Source organism: Nocardioides daeguensis (assembly GCF_019192965.1).
In the GTDB taxonomy this organism is placed as follows: Bacteria; Actinomycetota; Actinomycetes; order Propionibacteriales; family Nocardioidaceae; genus Nocardioides; species Nocardioides daeguensis.
In genome coordinates, this window is the sequence record NZ_JAHTKU010000015.1 from 73,069 (window position 1) to 90,246 (window position 17,178).

Consider the following 17,178-nt stretch of genomic DNA (forward strand, 5'->3'; position numbering starts at 1 on the left):
GGTCCGCGATGACCGCCGCCACCGCTCCGGACGGGATGGTCGCGGGCCTGGACCTGCTGCAGCGCGCGCTCGACTACACCCGCGACGCGCTCGGCACGATCACCTGCGCCGACGTCGACCGTCCGACGCCCTGCGCCGGCTGGAACCTCGCCGACCTGCTGGCCCACATGGAGGACGCCCTCGACGCGTTCGCGGAGGCCGCGGACGGCGCGGTCGGGCTGAGCAGCGCCGCCCCGACGCCCCTCGAGGCCCGGGTCCAGGCCCTCCAGCACAAGGCCTGTGCTCTGCTCGCCGCGTGGCTGCGGGCCGACCGGCCGACGGTCGAGGTCGGCGGGCGCCCGCTCGCCATCGACGCGATCGCCCGGATCGCGGCGCTCGAGATCGCCGTCCACGGCTGGGACGTGGGCCAGGCCACCGGGTGCGGAGCACCGCTGCCCGAACCGCTCGCCGTCGCCCTGCTCCCCTCCGCGCTGCAGATCGCGCTCGCCGGCGACGACCGGTTCGCGCCACCGCTGCCGGTGGCTGTCGAGGCGCCCGCCGGGCTGCACGTGCTGGCCCTGCTGGGACGGCGCTCGTCGCCTCCGCGTGCCCGAGGAGACTGCTCCTAGACTGCCGCGCATGTCGGAGCAGCACGCAGCGCAGGCCGAGGACCACGGCCGCGAGTCCGCGGTCCGCCACCGCACCCGTCGCATGACCGGCCGCGATCCCCATGAGCAGCACCGCACCGCGACGCCCCTGGAGCTGCTGTTCGACCTGACCTTCGTCGTCGCGTTCGGCACGGCGGCCAACGAGCTCGCCCACGCGCTGGCGGAGGACCACGTGGGCGCCGGCATCGTCGCCTTCTGCTTCGCCACCTTCGGCGTCTCCTGGGCGTGGGTCAACTTCACCTGGTTCGCCTCCGCCTACGACACCGACGACTGGGTGTACCGGCTGACCACGATGGTGCAGATGGTCGGCGTGCTGGTGTTCGCGCTCGGCCTGCACCCCATGTTCACCTCCGTCTACGACCACGGCGAGACGCTCGACAACGACGTCATGGTCTGGGGCTACGTGGTGATGCGTGTGGCGATGCTGGTGCAGTGGTGGCGCGCCGGACAGCACGACCCGAGTCGCCGCGGCGCGTGCCGCACCTACATCGTCTCGATCGCCGTCGCCCAGGTGCTGTGGTGCGCGCTGGCGCTCGTCGACCTGCCGGTCGGCACCACCTTCGCCCTCATCGTCATCCCGTTCCTGGTCGAGATCGGCGGCCCGGCGTACGCCGAGCGGCAACGCGGCGGCACACCGTGGCACGCCCACCACATCGCCGAGCGCTACGGCCTGATGGTCATCATCGCCCTCGGCGAAGGGATGATCGGCACGATGGCCTCCATCAACGTCCTGGCCGAGGAAGGGATCACCGCGGACATCGGGCTGCTCGCCCTCGCCGGCACGGCCCTCACCTTCGGCCTGTGGTGGGGCTACTTCGCGGTCCCGTCCGCCGAGGTCCTGCACGCCCACCGGGAGCGGTCCTTCGCGTTCGGCTACGGCCACATCCCGCTCTTCGGCGCCATCGTCGCCATCGGCGCGGGCCTCCACGTCGCCGCCTACTACCTCGACGGCGAGGCCCACCTCACGCAGACCGGCACGCTGCTCACCGTCGCCGTTCCCGTGGTCGCCGCCACCCTCGTCTTCTACGCCGGGTACGCCGTGATGACGCGGACCTTCGACGTCTTCCACGTCGTGCTGCTGGCGCTGACCGCGGTCGTGATCGCCGCGGCGGTGCTGATGGCGATGGGCGGCACCGGCCTCGTCTGGTGCCTGCTGGTCCTCTCGTTCGCCCCCTGGGTGACGGTCATCGGCTACGAGGCCTTCGGGTACCGCCACCACGTCGAGGTCCTCGACGACCTCGACATCGGCTGAGAGCGGCTCAGGTCACCGGCAGGGCGACGTACGTCGTGTCGAGGTACTCCTCGATCCCCTCGAACCCACCCTCGCGGCCGAACCCGCTGGCCTTCACGCCGCCGAAAGGGGCCGCCGGGTTGGAGACCAGGCCGGTGTTGATGCCGAGCATGCCGGTCTCGAGGCGCTCGGCGAGCCGGATGGTGCGGGCGAGGTCACGGGTGAAGGCGTACGCGACGAGGCCGTACTCGGTGGAGTTGGCCAGCCGGATCGCCTCGTCCTCGCTGGTGAACGGCGTGATCGGGGCGACCGGGCCGAAGATCTCGTTGCGGACCGCCTCCGCGTCGGGCGGCACGTCGGCCAGCACGGTCGGCGGGTAGAAGAAGCCGTCGCCGCCGGGTGCCTTGCCGCCCGCAAGCAGGCGGGCGCCGCGGTCGACCGCGTCGTCGACGAGCGCGGAGACCGAGGCGACGGCCTTCGCGTCGATGAGCGGACCGACCTGGACGCCGACGTCCTGGCCGCGGCCGACCCGCAGGCCACCCATCCGCTCGGCGAGCCGGGCACCGAACTCGTCCGCGACCGGCACCTCGACGAGGAACCGGTTGGCCGAGGTGCACGCCTCGCCCATGTTGCGCATCTTGGCGATCATCGCGCCGTCGACGGCAGCGTCGAGGTCGGCGTCGGCGAAGACGAGGAAGGGGGCGTTGCCGCCGAGCTCCATCGACATCCGCTGCAGCTGTCCCGCCGACTGCTCGACGAGCGACCTGCCGACGGCGGTCGAGCCGGTGAAGCTCACCTTCCGCAGCCGCGGGTCCGCCTGCAGGGTCTTGCTCAGCCCGCCGGAGTCGGACGTCGTCACGACGTTGAGTACGCCGGCCGGCAGGCCCGCCTCGGCCAGCAGGGCCGCGAGCAGCAGCATGGTCAGCGGGGTCTGCGACGCCGGCTTGACCACCATCGTGCACCCGGCCGCGACGGCCGGGCCGATCTTGCGGGTGCCCATCGCGAGCGGGAAGTTCCACGGGGTGATGAACAGGCAGGGACCGACCGGCTTGCGCACCGTCAGCAGCCGGCTGCCGCCCGCCGGGTTCTGCATCCAGCGGCCGTGGATCCGGACCGCCTCCTCGGAGAACCAGCGCAGGAACTCCGCACCGTAGGTCACCTCGCCCTTCGCCTCGGCGATCGGCTTGCCCATCTCCAGGCTCATCACGAGTGCGAGGTCGTCGGCGTGCTCGGTCACCAGCTCGAACGCCCGCCGCAGGATCTCGCCGCGCTCGCGCGGCGGGGTCGCCGCCCACGACTCCTGGACGCCGGCGGCCGCGTCCAGCGCCGCGCGGGCGTCGTCGAGCGTCCCGTCGGCGACGTCGGTCAGCACCGAGCCGTCGGCGGGGTCGAGCACGTCGATCCGGGCACCGCTGCCCGAGGGGACCCAGGCGCCGCCGACGTACAGCTGGCGACGCGACTCCGGGAGCAGGTGGGCAAGGCGTTCGCGGAAGGTCATGCGCCCACTGTGGCACTGCACGCCGGCCGCCAGAAGCCCTGAGGCGGCCGGCTGCGAAAAAGGAGAGAGCCCCTCATTGCATGGGGTCAACGAGGGGCTCAGTCGTATCGGTGCTCCCTCCGAAGTACGACTGACACAACTCTAGCGCGCCCGTGGCGAGGGACAAGCCCTCCCGCAGAGTTTTCCTCCGGTCGTCCCCCGACTCCTGGGACCTTGGTCCCGCGTGCATAGCCCGATCGGTCAGGAACGACCAGGAACGGTCACCGGGCGCCGCGGAGGAAGGCCTCGAGGAGCGGTCCGGCGGTCTGCGAGCCGGACTCGCCGGTCTGCACGAAGACCGCGACGGCCAGGTCGCCCTGGGCCGCGACCATCCAGGCGTGGGTACGGACGGCGCCGCCGTCGGCGTACTCGGCGGTCCCGGTCTTGGCGATCACCGGGGGTCCGGGGACGTCGGCCAGACCGCGCCCGCTGCCCTCGGTGACGACCTGGCGCAGGATGGCCCGCAGCGCCTCGGCCTCGCCGGCGGCGAGCGGCGTCGCCTCGGACGGGACGGAGACGTCGACCTGCTCGACGAGACGCGGGACGACGGTCTTGCCGGCCTGGACGCTGCCGATCACGGTGGCCATCGCCATCGGCGAGGCGAGCACCTTGCCCTGACCGATCAGGGACGCCGCGGCCTCGGTCTCGCTGGCGGGGTCGGGGACCTCGCCGAAGTACGCCGGGAAGCCGAGGTCGTGGTCGATGCCGAGGCCCAGCGTGGCGGCCGCCGACGCCAGGTCGCCCTTCCCGAGCGCTTCGCGCTGCCCGATGAGCGCGGTGTTGCACGACTGGGCGACCGCCTCGCGCAGGGGGATCCGTCCGAGCGCGGAGGACGGGTAGTCGGAGTAGTTCTTGAACTCCTTGCCGTTGACGCTCACCGTCGGCGTGCACTCGACCGGGCTCTCGGGCGTGAGCCCGGCGCGGAGCAGGGCCAGCGAGGTGACGATCTTGAACGTCGAGCCCGGCGCGAACTGCCCGAAGGTAGCGTAGTTCTGCCCGCCGGTGGCCGCGTCGTTGGCAGCGGCGAGGATCGCGCCGTCGCTGGGGCGCAGCGCGACGAGCGCGGCGCCCGGCGCGGTGTTCGCCAGGACCCGCTCGGCCAGGCCCTGCAGGCGCTCGTCGAGCGTGATCGCGAGCGGCCGGCCCGGGGCGGCGTCGTGCCGGTAGAGCTCGCGGCGGGCGTCATCGGCCGCCTTGTCGGCGGTGGGGACCGCGTAGACCACTCGGCCGACGCTGCCGCGCAGCTGGTCGTCGTAGCGTGCCTGGAGACCGGAGACGCCGGCGATGTCGCCGGAGCGGTACTTCTCCGGGTCCTTCTCGACCATCTCGGCGGTCACCGGGCCGACCCGGCCCAGGATCGGAGCGGCGAAGTCGCGGCTGGGCGCCAGGGCGAGCTCGGCGTCGACCGTGTGACCGCCCTCGATGGCGGCCAGGGCCGCGTCGAACCCGGCGGGCTCCTCGCCGACGCGGTAGGTGATCGCCTCGACGAAGGCGCGCGGGCCCGCCCCGGTGACGGCCTTCACGTAGGGCTTCACGTCGATCCCGACCAGCTGGGCCAGGGCGCGGGCGGAGTCGGCGGCCCTCGCGGCGTCGACCTTCGAACGGTCGATGCCGACCCGGACCACGGCCCGCTCGGTCACCAGCACCGCGCCGCCGGCGCCGGTGATGTCGCCGCGGTCGGTGGCCTCGGTGACCGCGTCGAGGACCTCGCCGTCGGCGAGGTCGGGCGCGACGAGGTCGGGCCTGAAGACGACCTGGGTCGCCCCCTCGTCGAGGGTGCTGGCGGGGTGGAACTCGGCGGTGGTCTCGTAGATCCAGGGCTTCTCGCCCTCGACGACGGGCCAGGACCAGGTGACCTGGGCGGTGTAGAGGTCCTTGCTCTCGGAGGCCTCGCCGATCGTCACCGCCGGCGCGAGGCCGTCCATGCCGGCGACGATCGAGCGGTAGTCCTCGAGCACCTCGTCGGGGGTCTCGCTGCTGAAGGCGAGGCCGGCGAACGGGTTCGGACCGTCCTTCGTCGTGGCGGCCGCGACCAGCGCCTTCTCCAGCTTCCGCGCCGCGGCGTCGGCCTCGTCGGTCGCGTCGCTGCCCGAGCACGCGCTGAGGGCACCGCCCAGCACGAGCAAGGTGATGAGGGCTGCCGAGGTCCGCCGCATGGGAAAGGTTCTACCAGCCGGCTCCGTCACTCCCCGCTCGCCGCGGGGCCACGACTCAGTGTCCGGCGAGGAAGCGGATGCCCTGCGTCGTACCGTCCACGATGTCGGAGACGTGGGCCTGGAAGCCCGGGCAGGTGGTGATGTCGTGGGCGCGGCACTCCAGCGCGTGCTTCGTCATGTGCCGCGACCGCTCCAGCTCGGCCTGGCGCCGGTCGAGCTCGTCGAGATGGGCGCGCAGCGCGTCCCGGCGACCCTCCACCGAGGCGTCGACGAGGGTGCGGATCTGGTCCAGGCTCATCCCCGACGCCTTGCTGGCGAGGATCGCGGCGACCCGGTAGGCGTCGTCCTCGCCGTAGACCCGGCGGCCCGCGGAGTCGCGCTCCGGGTGCAGCAGCCCCTTGTCCTCCCAGTGCCGCAGCACGTGGGTCTCGAGCTCGAAGCGTGCGGCCAGCTCTCCCACGGACCACCGGATGTTCCGGGTACTTGACTTCATGTTCACATGAAGTCACAGGCTGGGCGCATGATCAACTCCCACCCCTCCTCGAAGCCGTACGACGTCGCCGTGGTCGGTGCCGGGTCCGCCGGTCTCCAGGCCGCCCAGACCCTCGGCCGGATGCACCGCTCGACCGTCGTCATCGGCACCGACCGCTACCGCAACGACCCGACCGGCCACATGCACAACTTCCTCGGCCACGACGGCGCCCCGCCGGCCGAGCTGCGGCTCGCGGCCCGCAAGGACGCCGAGGCGTACGACGACGTGCGCTTCCTCGACGCCGTCGGCGCCGGCGTCACCCGGATCACCGGCGGGCTCGGCGACTTCCTCCTCGAGGTCGAGCGCGAGGAGCCGGTCCGTGCGCGGCGGGTGCTGCTCGCCACCGGCGTCCGCGACACCCTCCCCGACGTCCCGGGGATCGCCGAGAGCTTCGGGGCCCTCGTGGCGCACTGCCCGTTCTGCCACGGCCACGAGTACGCCGGCACCCGGGTCGGCATCCTCGGCTCCGCGCCGCACGTCGCCGCGATGGCGTCGATGCTCCAGCCGATCGCCGAGGACCGGGTGGTGCTGACCAACGGCGAGGCGCTCGACGAGGCCACCGCCGGCCACCTGGCCGCACTGGGCGCCAGGGTCGTCACGGACCCGCTGGTCGCCGTACGCGAGGAGTGTGCGGGACTCGTCGTGGCCCTGGCCGGGGGCGCGGAGCTCGCGCTGGGCGGGCTGCTCGTGAAGACCGAGTGGAAGCAGGCAGCGCCCTTCGTCGGCCAGCTCGGGTTGGAGCTGTCGGACGTGGGGGCCGTGGTGGTCGACGCGTTCGGCCGCACCAGCGTCCCGGGCGTCTACGCCGCCGGCGACCTCGCCCAGGGGCCCGGGCTCCCGATGCCGATGGCGTCGGTGCTCGTCGCCGCAGCCGCCGGGATGATGGCGGCCGCGGCGTGCGTGCAGGACGCGGCCCTCGCCCGGCTCTCCTGACCACGGCAGGGCGGCCGTCGCGGGAAGCGAGGGCGACGGAGCGCAGAGAGCGAGGAACGAGCGACCGGAGCGGAGGAGCCGAGACTTTCCGCGAGCCGCCCGTCTTGCCGCCACGCGAACGTGACCATCTCATCGAGGCAACTGCGTGCGCGGCAGCGCGGCGCGAGGAACGAGCGACGCGCTCGCGCCATCGAGCTCAGTACCAGCCGGTGCGCTCGGAGTGCTCCCACGCCTTCTGCACGTTGCCGTAGCGCGCGGCGATGTAGGCCAGGCCCCACCGGATCTGGGTCTCGGGGTTGGTGCGCCAGTCGCTGCCGACGACCGCCATCTTGGCGCCGGGCAGCGACTGCGGGATGCCGTAGGCGCCGGAGCTGCGGTTCTCGGCGAGGTGGTTCCAGCCGGACTCGCGCTGCCACAGCGCGTCGAGGTAGGGCCACTGGTCGGCGGGGAAGCCGAACTCGATCAGCTCGCGGTACCCGAGGCCGCGGTTCGACGCCGGGTCGACCTCGGTGGGCACGATCACCGGCGGCAGCCTCTTCGCGATCCGCTCGGCCCGCCGGGCCAGCGCCGCCATGATCTCGGGCGTCGGTACGTCGACCCGGGCGCCCGAGCGCGAGGGCTCGACCCCGCGCGGGCTCGGCGTGGGCGTCGCCGAGGTGGTGACGGCCGGCTCGGCAGCCGGCGCCGGCGTGCTGCCGCAGGCGCTCAGCAGCAGCGCGCCCGCTGCCAGTGCAGCGGCCACCGCCCAGCGAAGCCCACCCCCCATGGGGATCGAGGGTAGGTCAGTCGCGGGGCTTGCGCGAGCGGCTCGGCGGGCCGAAGTCCTTGGCCAGCTCGATCAGCTTGCCGCTGATCCGGGTCGCCTTGAGCCGCTCCCACTGGTCGGCGGTCAGCTGCGCGGGCAGCTCGACGATCGAGTAGTCGGGCCGGATCGTGATCTTGCCGAAGTCGCGGCGGTCGAGGCCACCCTCGTTGGCGAGGGCGCCGACGATCTGGCGCGGCTCGACGCGGTGCCGCTTGCCGACCTGGATCTTGTACGACGCGAAGCTGCCGCCCGAGCGCGGCGCCCGGTCGCGACCGCCCCGCTCGCCCCGGTCGCGGTCGCCACCCCGGCGCTCGCCCCGGTCACCGCGGTCGCCCCGGTCGTCGTACTCGCGACGGGGACGACGCTCCGGCTCCGGCTCCTCCTCGAGCAGCAGCGGGGTGTCGCCCTGCAGTGCGATGGCGAGCGCGGCGGCGACGTCGGCCTCGGGCACGTCGTGCTCGCGGACGTAGTGACCGACGACGTCGCGGAAGAAGTCGATCTGCGGCGACTCGAGCGCCGCGGTGATCCGGTCGTCGAAGCGGCTGAGCCGCGACTCGTTGATCGCCTCGACGTTGGGCAGCTGCATCTGCTCCAGCGTGGAGCGGGTGGCCTTCTCGATGTGCTTGAGGAGGTAGCGCTCGCGCGGGGTGATGAAGGAGACCGCGTCACCGCTGCGCCCGGCGCGGCCGGTGCGGCCGATCCGGTGCACGTAGGCCTCGGTGTCGGTGGGGATGTCGTAGTTGAAGACGTGGCTGATCCGGGGCACGTCGATGCCGCGGGCCGCGACGTCGGTGGCGACCAGGATGTCGAGCTTGCCGTCCTTGAGCTGGTTGACGGTCCGCTCGCGCTGCGCCTGGACGATGTCGCCGTTGATCGCGGCGGCGCTGTAGCCACGGGCACGCAGCTTCTCGGCCAGCGTCTCGGTCTCGTTCTTGGTGCGCACGAAGACGATCGCGCCCTCGAAGTTCTCGACCTCGAGGATCCGGGTCAGCGCGTCGACCTTCTGCGGGTAGCTGACCATCAGGTAGCGCTGCTTGATGTTCTCGGCGGTCCGGGTCTTGCGCTCGATCGCGATCTCGACCGGGTTCTTCAGGTACTGCGCCGACAGCGACTTGATCTGCTTCGGCATGGTCGCCGAGAACAGCGCCACCTGCTTGCCGGCCGGGGTGTCGGCGAGGATCGTCTCGACGTCCTCCGCGAAGCCCATGTTGAGCATCTCGTCGGCCTCGTCGAGGACCAGGAAGCGCAGCTCGGTGAGGTCGAGCGTGCCCTTCTCCAGGTGGTCCATGATCCGGCCCGGGGTACCGACGACGACGTGGACACCGCGCCGCAGGGCAGACAGCTGGACGCCGTACCCCTGGCCGCCGTAGACGGGGAGCACGTGGACGCCGCGCAGGTTGGCGGCGTACTTCTCGAACGCCTCGCACACCTGGAGCGCGAGCTCGCGGGTCGGCGCGAGGACCAGCGCCTGCGGCGTCTTCTGCGACAGGTCGAGCTGGTCGAGGATCGGCAGCGCGAACGCCGCGGTCTTGCCGGTGCCGGTCTGGGCCAGGCCCATCACGTCGCGACCCTCGAGCAGGTGCGGGATGGTCTCGGCCTGGATCGCGGACGGCGACTCGTAGCCGATGTCCTTGAGGGCCTTGAGGATGCGGTCACCGAGACCGAGGTCGGCGAAGGTGGCGGGCTGGTCCGCGGCGTCACTGGCAAGGTCACTCACCCGTCAAGACTAGTGCCGTCAAGCGCGCAGGGCGTGATCCTCGTCGCGGTGCGCTGGGTCACGGCGGATTGAACGACCCGCAATCTGGTAAGGACGGCCTGTAATGCCGCAAGGTCGTCAACCGCTGTCACCTCGGCATACGGTCATGCTCCGCGACGAGAAAGCTCCCCATGACACCCGACACCACTCCCCGCCGCCTGCGGCGGCTGCTGCTCGCGGCGATCGCCGTCCTCCTGTGCACCACCGGCCTCGTCGCCGGGTTCGCCGAGCCCGCGAGCGCCGCGCCCAAGCCGGCGAGGGTGAAGGGCGTCAAGCTCACCAAGCCTCGCGTCGACGGCACGACCGCGTCGTTCAAGGTGAAGTGGAAGCGCGCGTCCCGCGCGACGTCGTACAAGGTGAAGTGGAAGGCCCCCGGCGGCAAGGCCCACAAGGACCGCACCCGCCTCACGTCGCTGACGATCAAGGGGCTCGCGCAGGGCACCGACTACTGCGTGAAGGTGCGTGCCTACAACGGCAAGCGCAAGGGCAAGTGGTCCAAGAACCGGTGCCGTACGACGGCGCAGCTCGCCCAGGTGCAGCCGGTATGGGTCGACCGGCAGCAGGCCCAGGGGGCGACGGTGGCGCTGACGTTCCGCTGGAACGAGGTTCCCGGCGCGACGTCCTACGACTTCGACTACCTCGGCAACGAGAACCCGATCCAGGGCGCGAAGAACACGAAGCGGGTCACCGTGCGGGGAACCGGCAGCGGCGTTGCCAGTCTGACCCTCGGCGGCTTCGACCCGGGGCGGATCTACTGCTTCCAGGTCCGCCCCTCCGGTCCGCGGGGCGTGGGGGCGTTCGGCACCGCGGGCTGCAAGTACACGACGCCGCTCGGACGGACCGGCGGCGCGGTCACGGCGGACATGATGACCTGGAACGTGTGTGCCAACGTGTGCGACGGATGGGACGTCCGCGAGTCCCTCATCCGGGACCGGATCAACGAGCTGCACCCGGACGCGGTCGCGATCCAGGAGGCTCCCAACGTCGAGTACGACAACCTGGAGCCGAGCCCTGAATACAGCCGCGCCTGCAAGGTCGGGGACGGTTACGGCAAGGACTGGCGCAATCAGACGCTGTTCGTTCGTGACGACAAGTTCACGGTCACCGGCACCCCTGGCGGCCTGCGGTTCCCGAACGTGACCCACGGAGGCTGCTGGGCGAAGGTCAAGGACTCCACTACGCAGAAGGAGGTTGTTCTCGCAAGCATCCACCTGGTCAACCCCGGCTGGAACAACGGTTCCGGCTCCGACGCCATGCGCCGGGACGAGATGGACCTGTTCTGGGCCGCCGTCAGCGCCTATGCCGGCGGCCTCCCGATCTTGGTCGCAGGCGACTTCAACTCCACCCGAAACAACAAAAGGGACGCGCCCCGCGAGGTGCTGAACTCCGCCCTCCATGACGACGCCTACGACGTCGCTGAAACGTGGGCCACGTTGCCCTACCTCAACTCGTGGAACGGCTGGCGCAACCCGCCCCCGCAGTCCTGGCGCTGGGGTGAGCACGTGGACCGGATCTTCGCGCCGCCGGCGGCCCGCGTCACCAGTTGGCGGATGGAGCAGCCCATCGGCGGCGGAATCCAGCTCTCCGACCACTCCCCTGTCCGGGTGACGGTCGAGATCCCCTGACCCTGCACCGAGCCCCATGCGAACTGGTCGCTGAAACGGCGAATCAACGACCAGTTCGCATGGGGTGCGCTCACTCCACGGTGACGGACTTCGCCAGGTTGCGCGGCTTGTCGATGTCGTGACCCAGCTCCAGGGCGGCGTGGTAGGCGAGCACCTGCAGCGGGATGGTCAGCAGGATCGGGTCGAGCTCGCGCTCGTTGCGGGGGACGTCGATCCGCCCGGCCACGATGCCCTCGAGGTCGCCGAGATCCACGCTCTCGTGGGTGATCACGACGAGCGGGCCGCCCCGGGCCGCGATCTCGTGCAGCGCCGCGACGTTGCGCTCGACCAGCTCGTCGTCGGGGACGATGGCGACCGTCGGCACCTCGGGCGAGATCAACGCGAGCGGGCCGTGCTTGAGCTCGCTGGTCTGGTAGGCCTCCGCGTGGCGGTAGGTGATCTCCTTGAACTTCTGCGCGCCCTCGCGCGCGACCGGGAAGCCGCGGACCCGGCCGATGAAGAACAGGCTCTCCGCCTCCGCGAGCCGCTTGGCGACCAGGGCCAGGTCGGCCTCGGTGGCGAGCACCTGGTCGATCTGCTCGGGGATCCGGGTCAGGCCGGCGATCAGCCGCTTGCCGTCGGCGATGGACAGGTCGCGGACCCGGCCGAGCTGGACGGCGAGCATGCCGAACGCGAGGAACATGTTGGTCAGCGCCTTGGTCGAGGCGACGGCGACCTCGGGGCCCGAGTGCAGGTAGATGCCGCCGTCGACCTGGCGCGCGATCGCCGAGCCGACCACGTTGACCAGCCCGATCACCCGGCCGCCCTTGCGCTGGATCTCCTGCACGGCCAGCAGCGTGTCGATGGTCTCGCCGGACTGGCTCACGGCGACGTAGAGGGTGTCGGGCTCCACGATCGGGTTGCGATAGCGGAACTCGCTCGCGGCCTCGGCGTCGGCGGGGATCCGCGCCAGCTCCTCGATGAGCGAGGCGCCCATCTGGCCGACGTAGTACGCCGATCCGCAGCCCAGGATCTTGACCCGGCGGATCGCGCGCAGCTCGCGTGCGTCGAGGTTGAGGCCACCGAGGTGGCCGGTGCCGAAGCGCTCGTCGAGGCGACCACGCAGCACGGCCTCGGCGCACGCCGGCTGCTCGAGCAGCTCCTTGTGCATGAACGAGTCGTGCTCGCCGGCGTCGTACGCCTCGGGGTCGATGTCGACCTCCTTGGCGCGGCGGTCGGTGGCCGTGAGACCGGGGCGGCCGGTGCCCTCGATGCTCCCCAGCGCGTACGTCGTGAAGCCGCCGGCGGTGATCGTGGCCATCTCACCGTCGTCGAGGTGGGCGAGCGTGGTCGTGTACCGCACGAGCGCCGCGAGGTCGGAGGCGACGTGCATCTCGTGGTCGCCGACGCCGATGATCAGCGGGCTGCCGTTGCGGGCGACGACCAGTCGGTCGGGGAAGTCGGCGTGGGCGACCGCGATGCCGTAGGTGCCCTCGATCCGGCCGAGCGCCTCGGCGATGCGCTGCTCGAGGGTCTTCGCGCTCGAGCGGGCGACCAGGTGGGCGAGCACCTCGGTGTCGGTGTCGGAGGCGAGGACGACGCCCTCGGCGGTGAGCTCGGCGCGCAGCGCGGCGGCGTTGTCGATGATGCCGTTGTGCACGACCGCGACCCGGCCGGCCTCGTCGGTGTGGGGATGTGCGTTGGCGTCGGTGGCGGGGCCGTGGGTCGCCCAGCGGGTGTGGCCGATCCCGATCTTGCCGCCGAACCGCTTGGGCAACCCGTCGGCGAGGTCACGGACCCGGCCGGCCTGCTTGGCCACCTTGAGCCCACTGCCGCCGAGGACGGCGAGGCCCGCGGAGTCGTACCCGCGGTGCTCGAGCCGGGTCAGTCCCTCCAGCAGCAGCGGCGCCGCCTGCTGGGTGCCGATGTAGCCGACGATCCCGCACATGTGTGTCTCCCTGTTCCTTCTGACCGGCCCGGGTGGGGACCTAGCCGTAGATGATCCGGCGGAGCTGGCGTTCCGACAGGTCGGGAGCCGCGACCACCGTGGTCCGCAGCTCCTCGCGGAGCCGGGCGAAGATGTCGTCGTTCCTCGCGCCGAGCAGCCTGAGCTCGGCGTGCCGCCGCCGGACCCAGCCCTCGACCGTCTCGTCGTGGAAGGCGAGGACGTCTTGGACCAGGCGGGTCGCCTCCGCGGGGCCCAGGCCGGTGCTGTCCTGGACGTGCCGCAGGAGCCGCGGATCGACGTGCACCCGGCGAGCGTGCACCCATCGCAGTCATATCTCAAGTTCTTGCCCGGAATCGGGCAGGAACCGGCGCATTCGGCCGTCCCGGCTGTCGCCAAGCACAGGTGGAGCGCAGGGGGCTTCCGCGACCGGCCACAGTCCCCCACAGTGGAGCGCGGGAGTGGAAATGGAGCGAAACGGGACGACCGGGTGGAGGACGTGCTACCTTGGTGAACACAAGGTGAACAGGAGGTGACCCATGACCGACACGAACATGACCACGCCGCATCTCGAGATGCGCTGGCTGCCCGTGACCGCCACCGACGGACGCACCCGAATGGAGGCCGTCTGGGTCGAGGTCGGCCAGCCCGCGGCCGCTCACGCGCACGCAGCCTGACGCTCGTCCGTCTTCAGGAAGCCGCTCCCCGAACCGGGGAGCGGCTTCCTGCATTTCCCGGCGCGCACTTCCCGGGACCCGGGGGCCGCCGCCGGGACTTCACCGGCCGGCCACCCGCGCGTGACCCGGATCACGCCTTGCCCTGGAATGGTTGCCGTGTCACCATTGGTTACGGTCTTTGAAAGTTCAAACAAACCACCACCCCAGGAGCCAGCACCATGAGCGAGTCCACCGCCCTCACCGACATCACCGGCGACTACACCCTCGACACCGCGCACAGCCGCCTCGGCTTCGTCGCCCGGCACGCCGTGGTCACCAAGGTGCGCGGCCAGTTCACCGACTGGAACGCCACCGCCCACATCGACACCGCCAACCCCGCGGCCTCGTCGGTCACCGTCTCCATCAACCCGGCCAGCGTGTCCACCGGCTCCGCGGACCGCGACGGCCACCTGGTCTCCCCCGACTTCTTCGACACCGCCGCGTTCCCGGAGTGGAAGTTCGTCTCCACCGACGTCTCGCGTGACGGCGACGAGTGGACCATCACCGGCGACCTGACCATCAAGGGCGTCACGAAGCCGGTCACCATCGAGTTCGAGGAGAACGGCTCCGCGAAGGACCCGTTCGGCAACGTCCGCGTCGGGTTCGAGGGCGATGTCACCATCAACCGCAAGGACTGGGGCCTGACCTGGAACGCCGCGCTCGAGACCGGCGGCGTGCTGGTGTCGGAGAAGATCAAGCTCGAGTTCGACATCTCGGCCATCAAGAACGCCTGATCGTTCCCGCATAAATCGCGCGCGGACACCCGGGTGAGTCGTCCAGACTCACCCGGGTGTCCGCCATTTCGCTGCCCTCGGGGCTGACCTCCCGCCCGCTCGCCCTCGCCGACGCGGCGGCCGTCTTCGCGGTCGTCGCCGAGCAGGAGCGGCACGACACCGGCACCGTCGAGGTCGAGGAGGCGGACCTGCTCGCCGACTGGGGCCGGCCGTCGTACGACCTGGGGGCGAGCTCGGTCGCGGTCCTCGACGGCGAGCGGATCGTGGCCTACGCCGAGCATCTCGGCGAGGAGAGGTACGACGCGGCCGTGGCGCCGTCGTACCGGGGGCGGGGGATCGGGACCTGGCTGGCCGGCTGGATCCAGCAGCTGGCCCGCAGCCGGGGCGTCACGATCGTCGGGATGCCGGTGCCCGAGGGATCGGACGGCGACCGGCTGCTGACCGCGCTCGGCTACGAGGTGCGCTGGACCAGCTGGGTGCTCCGGCTGCCCGAGGGCGCCCGGATCGCCGAGCGACCGCTGCCCGAGGGCTACCGGCTGCGCGTGGCGACGCCGGCCGACCACGAGCAGGTCTGGACCGTCACCGAGGACGCCTTCCTCGAGTGGTCCGTCCGCGAGCGGGCCAGCCTCGAGGACTTCGGCGCCCAGGTGTGGGGGCGTCCCGGCTCCGAGCCCTGGCACCTCCCGGTCGTCACCGGCCCCGACGGCGCCGTCGTGGCCGTCGCGCACGCCTGGAACGCCGGCACCGACACCTACGTCTCCAAGCTGGCCGTGGCCCGCGCGCACCGCGGCCGCGGTCTGGCCCAGGCGCTGCTGGTCGCCGCGTTCGCGGCGGGGCGCGAGCACGGCGCGACCTCCTCGTCGCTGTCCACCGACTCGCGCACCGGCGCCCTCGGCCTCTACGAGCTGGTCGGGATGCGGACCGCTGCCACCTGGGTGCACCGGGCGATCCGGCTGGCCTGAGGTCTGCGCCGGCTACGAGTACTGCGGCCGGGGCTGATCGGACATCACCTCGCGCGCGAGCAGGGCGACGTGGAGGGCGAGCACGTTCTCCGGGTCGGCCAGGTCGATGTCGACGACCTGGCCGATGCGCTGCAGCCGGGCGTACAGCGCCGGGCGCGAGATGTGGCACAGCTCGGCGGTGCGGACCTTGTTGCCGCCCGTGCGGCAGTACGCCGCCAGCGTGGCCGTGAGCTGCTCACCGGTCCGGGCGTCGTGGGCCAGGAGCGTGCCGAGCTCGCGCTCGACGTACTGCTGGACGCGGGGGTCGCTGCGGAGCAGGTGGAGCAGTCCGCGCAGGCGCAGGTCGTAGAGGCGGACCGCGCGGGGTGGGGTGGTGGGGGCGGCCGAGTCGGCGACGACGAGGGCCTCGCGGACGCTGCCGCCGGCCCCGGCGACGTCGTCGACGGGCGAGCCGACGCCGACGACCAGGCGGGCCCCGGTCCGGGCCAGGCGCTCCACGAGCCGGTCGGTCACCGCATCGGCGCTGCCCGGCGCGTGCGCGACCAGCGCGACCACCCGCTCGTCGTCGACGAGCCCGACCAGCCCGCTGGTCCGGCGCACGCGCAGCTCGTCGAGGAGGTCGGCGGCCACCCCTCGCAGCTCGTCGGCGTTGCCCGGCCCCGGCAGCCGGACGACCAGCCCGGTGACGTGCCGACCCTTCCACCGCAGCCCGAGCGAGGTCAGCCGGGAGGCGAGGTGGGGGACGTCGACGCCGGCAGCGAGCTCGGTGAGCAGGGTCCGGTGCGCCTGCAGCTCCAGGTTCTGGGCGTCGCGGTCGATCAGGCGGCCCATCGCCAACGCGGTCGCGCCGCGCTCGAGCAGCATCCGCTGCCGGGGCGTGGTCGCGGTGTCGCTGCCGTCGGCCAGCAGCACGAGGCGGCCGAACCGGCCGGGCTCCGGGCCGACGTCGACGGCGGTGTCGGTGCCGAGCATCCGGGCGCTGCGTGAGCGCCGCTCCCAGTCGCCGATCACGGCGTCGTGGTCCCGACCGGCGGCGTTGTAGGCGATGACGTGGTGCACCAGGTTCTCGAAGACCACCGGCCGGTCGGCCATCTCGGCCACCAGGTCGACGACCTGCTGCGGCCGGGCCCGGCCGAGGGTCAACCGGGTGAAGGCGCGGTGCGCCTCCTCCGAGGCCTGCAGCTCGGTCATCTGCGCGTTGACCACGATCTGGTGGACCGCCTGGGTGACGGCGACGAACGACGTCTCCCGGCGGAAGGCGATCAGCGGCAGGTCGTGCTCCTCGGCGGCCTCCACGAGGGCGTCCGGCAGCCGGTCGGTGAACCTGCGACCGAGCTCGATGGCCAGGCCCGCGAGGCCCACCTCGGCGAGCCCGGCGACGTACTGGCGCAGCCCGCGATCGGTCGAGGGCAGCAGGATGCCGGTGTTGAGCAGCAGCTCGTCGCCCTGCAGCAGGGGGGCGATGTCGGCCAGCTCCGCGACGTGCACCCAGCGGATCGCCCGGTGCAGCCGACCCGCCCCGGCGAGCACGGCCGGGTCGCCGCGCTGGACCTCCGGGAGGGCCAGCACCTCGGCGAGCGTGGGCAGCATCGGCTTCCTTCCACTCTGTAACGTCGACGG

At 72.1% G+C, this 17,178-nt stretch carries 15 protein-coding genes; 7 read left to right on the forward strand and 8 right to left on the reverse strand.

Going from position 1 to position 17,178, the window contains the following annotated elements; genetic code table 11:
* The first annotated feature begins 8 nt into the window (after positions 1 to 8).
* Positions 9 to 608: a TIGR03086 family metal-binding protein gene (locus KU893_RS12620; protein ID WP_218234721.1), complete on the forward strand. Its 600-nt coding sequence runs from the start codon at positions 9 to 11 to the stop codon at positions 606 to 608.
* Between the two features lie 10 nt (positions 609 to 618).
* On the forward strand, positions 619 to 1,899 hold the full coding sequence (locus tag KU893_RS12625) for a low temperature requirement protein A (protein WP_218234722.1): 1,281 nt from the start codon (positions 619 to 621) through the stop codon (positions 1,897 to 1,899).
* A gap of 7 nt (positions 1,900 to 1,906) precedes the next feature.
* On the opposite strand, the gene KU893_RS12630 is transcribed toward KU893_RS12625, so the two are convergent.
* The 3 genes from KU893_RS12630 to KU893_RS12640 all read right to left on the reverse strand — a co-directional run bounded on the left by KU893_RS12630 (position 1,907) and on the right by KU893_RS12640 (position 6,064).
* Positions 1,907 to 3,376, reverse strand: coding sequence for an NAD-dependent succinate-semialdehyde dehydrogenase (locus KU893_RS12630; RefSeq protein ID WP_218234723.1), 1,470 nt, complete (start codon positions 3,374 to 3,376; stop codon positions 1,907 to 1,909).
* A gap of 260 nt (positions 3,377 to 3,636) precedes the next feature.
* Positions 3,637 to 5,571 carry a penicillin-binding transpeptidase domain-containing protein gene (locus KU893_RS12635; protein ID WP_218234724.1) on the reverse strand — a complete coding sequence of 645 codons (1,935 nt, stop codon included), beginning with the start codon at positions 5,569 to 5,571 and terminating at the stop codon, positions 3,637 to 3,639.
* A 55-nt stretch (positions 5,572 to 5,626) separates the two neighbouring features.
* Positions 5,627 to 6,064: a MerR family transcriptional regulator gene (locus tag KU893_RS12640; protein WP_218234725.1), complete on the reverse strand. Its 438-nt coding sequence runs from the start codon at positions 6,062 to 6,064 to the stop codon at positions 5,627 to 5,629.
* Positions 6,065 to 6,091: 27 nt separating this feature from the next.
* Here KU893_RS12640 and KU893_RS12645 point away from each other — a divergent pair, with 27 nt between their 5' ends.
* The gene (locus KU893_RS12645) at positions 6,092 to 7,036 is read left to right on the forward strand and encodes an NAD(P)/FAD-dependent oxidoreductase (RefSeq protein ID WP_218234726.1); all 945 of its coding nucleotides are present in this window, start codon (positions 6,092 to 6,094) and stop codon (positions 7,034 to 7,036) included.
* A 196-nt stretch (positions 7,037 to 7,232) separates the two neighbouring features.
* Here the strand turns inward: KU893_RS12645 and KU893_RS12650 are convergent, their stop codons facing one another.
* A complete protein-coding gene (locus tag KU893_RS12650) occupies positions 7,233 to 7,802 on the reverse strand; it encodes an aggregation-promoting factor C-terminal-like domain-containing protein (protein ID WP_218234727.1) in 570 nt (189 codons plus the stop codon).
* A gap of 16 nt (positions 7,803 to 7,818) precedes the next feature.
* On the reverse strand, positions 7,819 to 9,558 hold the full coding sequence (locus tag KU893_RS23620) for a DEAD/DEAH box helicase (protein ID WP_218234728.1): 1,740 nt from the start codon (positions 9,556 to 9,558) through the stop codon (positions 7,819 to 7,821).
* Between the two features lie 170 nt (positions 9,559 to 9,728).
* Between KU893_RS23620 and KU893_RS12660 the strand changes: the two genes are divergently transcribed.
* On the forward strand, positions 9,729 to 11,222 hold the full coding sequence (locus KU893_RS12660; RefSeq protein ID WP_218234729.1) for a fibronectin type III domain-containing protein: 1,494 nt from the start codon (positions 9,729 to 9,731) through the stop codon (positions 11,220 to 11,222).
* Positions 11,223 to 11,292: 70 nt separating this feature from the next.
* On the opposite strand, the gene glmS is transcribed toward KU893_RS12660, so the two are convergent.
* Positions 11,293 to 13,149, reverse strand: coding sequence for a glutamine--fructose-6-phosphate transaminase (isomerizing) (gene glmS / locus KU893_RS12665; protein ID WP_218234730.1), 1,857 nt, complete (start codon positions 13,147 to 13,149; stop codon positions 11,293 to 11,295).
* Between the two features lie 40 nt (positions 13,150 to 13,189).
* Positions 13,190 to 13,453 carry a hypothetical protein gene (locus KU893_RS12670; protein ID WP_218234731.1) on the reverse strand — a complete coding sequence of 88 codons (264 nt, stop codon included), beginning with the start codon at positions 13,451 to 13,453 and terminating at the stop codon, positions 13,190 to 13,192.
* A 232-nt stretch (positions 13,454 to 13,685) separates the two neighbouring features.
* Between KU893_RS12670 and KU893_RS12675 the strand changes: the two genes are divergently transcribed.
* The 3 genes from KU893_RS12675 (at position 13,686) to KU893_RS12685 (ending at position 15,558) form a co-directional block, all read left to right on the forward strand.
* A complete protein-coding gene (locus KU893_RS12675) occupies positions 13,686 to 13,823 on the forward strand; it encodes a hypothetical protein (protein ID WP_218234732.1) in 138 nt (45 codons plus the stop codon).
* A 218-nt stretch (positions 13,824 to 14,041) separates the two neighbouring features.
* Positions 14,042 to 14,596 carry a YceI family protein gene (locus KU893_RS12680; protein WP_218234733.1) on the forward strand — a complete coding sequence of 185 codons (555 nt, stop codon included), beginning with the start codon at positions 14,042 to 14,044 and terminating at the stop codon, positions 14,594 to 14,596.
* 56 nt (positions 14,597 to 14,652) lie between these two features.
* Positions 14,653 to 15,558, forward strand: a complete 906-nt coding sequence (locus KU893_RS12685) for a GNAT family N-acetyltransferase (protein ID WP_257441408.1) — start codon at positions 14,653 to 14,655, stop codon at positions 15,556 to 15,558.
* Positions 15,559 to 15,570: 12 nt separating this feature from the next.
* On the opposite strand, the gene KU893_RS12690 is transcribed toward KU893_RS12685, so the two are convergent.
* Positions 15,571 to 17,148, reverse strand: a complete 1,578-nt coding sequence (locus KU893_RS12690; RefSeq protein WP_218234734.1) for a PucR family transcriptional regulator — start codon at positions 17,146 to 17,148, stop codon at positions 15,571 to 15,573.
* Between the last annotated feature and the right edge of the window lie 30 nt (positions 17,149 to 17,178).

Excerpts from the sequence above, each read along its gene's own strand:
- KU893_RS12620 (WP_218234721.1), top strand. The coding sequence starts at position 9 with ATGACCGCCGCCACCGCTCCGGACGGGATGGTCGCGGGCCTGGACCTG.
- KU893_RS12625 (WP_218234722.1), top strand. The coding sequence starts at position 619 with ATGTCGGAGCAGCACGCAGCGCAGGCCGAGGACCACGGCCGCGAGTCC.
- KU893_RS12630 (WP_218234723.1), bottom strand. The coding sequence starts at position 3,376 with ATGACCTTCCGCGAACGCCTTGCCCACCTGCTCCCGGAGTCGCGTCGC.
- KU893_RS12635 (WP_218234724.1), bottom strand. The coding sequence starts at position 5,571 with ATGCGGCGGACCTCGGCAGCCCTCATCACCTTGCTCGTGCTGGGCGGT.
- KU893_RS12640 (WP_218234725.1), bottom strand. The coding sequence starts at position 6,064 with ATGAAGTCAAGTACCCGGAACATCCGGTGGTCCGTGGGAGAGCTGGCC.
- KU893_RS12645 (WP_218234726.1), top strand. The coding sequence starts at position 6,092 with ATGATCAACTCCCACCCCTCCTCGAAGCCGTACGACGTCGCCGTGGTC.
- KU893_RS12650 (WP_218234727.1), bottom strand. The coding sequence starts at position 7,802 with ATGGGGGGTGGGCTTCGCTGGGCGGTGGCCGCTGCACTGGCAGCGGGC.
- KU893_RS12660 (WP_218234729.1), top strand. The coding sequence starts at position 9,729 with ATGACACCCGACACCACTCCCCGCCGCCTGCGGCGGCTGCTGCTCGCG.
- glmS (WP_218234730.1), bottom strand. The coding sequence starts at position 13,149 with ATGTGCGGGATCGTCGGCTACATCGGCACCCAGCAGGCGGCGCCGCTG.
- KU893_RS12675 (WP_218234732.1), top strand. The coding sequence starts at position 13,686 with ATGACCGACACGAACATGACCACGCCGCATCTCGAGATGCGCTGGCTG.
- KU893_RS12680 (WP_218234733.1), top strand. The coding sequence starts at position 14,042 with ATGAGCGAGTCCACCGCCCTCACCGACATCACCGGCGACTACACCCTC.
- KU893_RS12690 (WP_218234734.1), bottom strand. The coding sequence starts at position 17,148 with ATGCTGCCCACGCTCGCCGAGGTGCTGGCCCTCCCGGAGGTCCAGCGC.